Origin of the sequence: Niastella sp. (assembly GCF_045805085.1) — a bacterium.
Classification (GTDB): domain Bacteria; phylum Bacteroidota; class Bacteroidia; order Chitinophagales; family Chitinophagaceae; genus Niastella.
This window is the reverse complement of the sequence record NZ_JBJMLX010000215.1, coordinates 1-2,155: the sequence shown is the minus strand read 5'-3', so window position 1 is coordinate 2,155 and position 2,155 is coordinate 1. Positions and strand designations below refer to the sequence as shown.

Genomic DNA, 2,155 nt, shown 5'->3' with positions numbered 1-2,155 from the left:
TTTTTTTGCAATGTCCTTGCGGGTGAATGACTTAGGTTTTAGGGAGTCTATCATACAATTTTAAGTGAATGCACTAAAGGATAAGCGTTATTTAAACACAATACCCGGTTGCTATTTAGAAATACTTAGTAATTGCTAGTTATTTACTTTGTTTTGCCGCTTCCTTCTTTTCACGTGTCCGTTCCAGCCACTCTTTCTCTGCCTGCTTCATGTCAACACCGGCCTTGGCTAAATAATTGTTGATGCGACCTTTGTATTTTCCAAACCAGGCGTGCTTTTTATCAGATGATTCGGCATCCATGGCATGCTCACGCGCCTCGGTTAACCAGTCAACAATTTGCTTATTTTGTTCCGGGGTTAAATTTGGTAACATCTCATGATACGCCGTTAAGGTAACGTTCAATACGTTGTAGGTCATACCATTTTTAATACCTTCCACCTGCTCGGGCGTGCACAGTTTTGATAATTTAGCCAGGTATTTTGTATGCAGTTTATCCAGTTGCTTATCGGCATCGGCAGTCAGCTTGTCAATAGCAGCCTTATCTTTATCTGTCAATACTGAATCCTTTGTTTTGATGGCTTTGATCTTTGCATTGCGCTCATCGTGTATACTTCCCAGCGCGATGTACTGATCGGCTACAATGGCCGATACCTTTTTATTAAAGACAGCATCCGTGCTGCCTAACGCTGCAACGATCTTGTCGGCTCTTTTTGCAATTACCTCTTTGTAGGCTTCTTTGGTTTGTGTGGGAGCGGTTGTTTGTGCAGAAACCAGACTTACAGACAGCACCATCATTAATATGGCAAGCGTCAACAATGCTACATATAAACTTCCTGTACGTTTCATTATGGAACAATAGCGAAAAATGCACTAACGGACCTATAGCCGAAAGCTCTTTTTCTTTTTAGTTAAGTATGCGTTTTTTTCTAACTATCTTTTTTAAATGATTACGTGTAACGGACCTGTATTCGATAAACAGTATATCGTGTTCAATGGAACTGGTTTAAAGAACGCTGTTTAGTTTGTAGCGTGGGACCTAAGCCTGTCTTGTTGATTTGTGTAGATTTCGCAAGGAGAATGTTTGGTTTGACCGGATATTGCGCTGTGATAATTGCTGGCTATAAAGTGTGCCATATCAAACTATGCGAATAATGTAAGACCGGGCAAGCAAACGCCTCATATGCTTAATCGTTTCAAAATTCCTTCAGAATACAATGGATCAGGATCACTTAACCAATATTAGCATTGTTCTCTGCTTACTATTCATTTTTCCTGAATAAAGGTACATGTGACCCTATCTGAAAACAATGTAAGGTTTCACTAAAATGATGGAACATTTTACTATTTTTTAACAAACGCCCGGAAATTCTTTTCAATATGGATCAATGTGCCTGCAGAACAACACCAGCTGGTGGTAAACCAGGAGAAGTGAATGTTACCTGAATGTTTCCAACTTCGTTTTTTGATTGAATGACGGCGAGGCATAAACCGTTGTAAGCCTTATGGGAGGCAGCTTTAAACGATTCCAAACTGGCGGGGTAACCATTGTCCATTCCGGCCAAGGTTCCTTTACCAACGATTGCAACGGTTATTTTATTGTCGGCATCGGGCACCAGATTGCCATTTTTATCTACAATCCGAACGGTTATAAAAGACAGGTCTTTCCCGTCGGCATGGAGGATTCTTTTATCCGGCACTATTTCGAGCCTTGCAGGTTCCCCTGCCGTATTGATGGTTTTTGTACTAACTATTCTGCCGTTTTTACGGCTTACGGCTTTTAACGTTCCCGGATCGTATTTTACGCGCCATTGTACGTGAAAATCAAGGGGTTGCTTTTTACGAACGCCCAATGAACGGTTATTCAGATACAATTCCACTTCATCGGCATTATTATAATAGGCCCATACATCTACTTCCTTACCTGCTTCCCAGTTCCAATGCGGCAATACATGCAAAACTGTTTTGCTGGTCCACTCGCTCTGATACATATAATAAACATCCTTGGGAAAACCCGCCAGGTCTATAATGCCATAATAAGAACTTCTTGCCGGCCAGGGATATGGTACTGGCTCTCCCAGGAAATCGAAACCCGACCATACAAACAATCCTGATAAAAATTCATATTGTTTTATAATACGCCAGGTTTGTTCGTGG

2 protein-coding genes are annotated in these 2,155 nt (G+C 41.2%); both read right to left on the bottom strand.

What is annotated here, in order from left to right:
- Nucleotides 1–139: 139 nt before the first annotated feature.
- Nucleotides 140–847 (bottom strand): DUF3826 domain-containing protein, encoded by a 708-nt coding sequence (locus tag ACJ751_RS11020; protein ID WP_407745546.1) that lies wholly within the window; start codon nucleotides 845–847, stop codon nucleotides 140–142.
- Between the two features lie 536 nt (nucleotides 848–1,383).
- On the bottom strand, nucleotides 1,384–2,155 hold a 772-nt coding region (locus ACJ751_RS11015), incomplete at its 5' end, for a DUF4982 domain-containing protein (RefSeq protein WP_407745545.1).

Coding starts and splice junctions, on each gene's coding strand:
- ACJ751_RS11020 (WP_407745546.1), bottom strand. CDS start 847: ATGAAACGTACAGGAAGTTTATATGTAGCATTGTTGACGCTTGCCATA.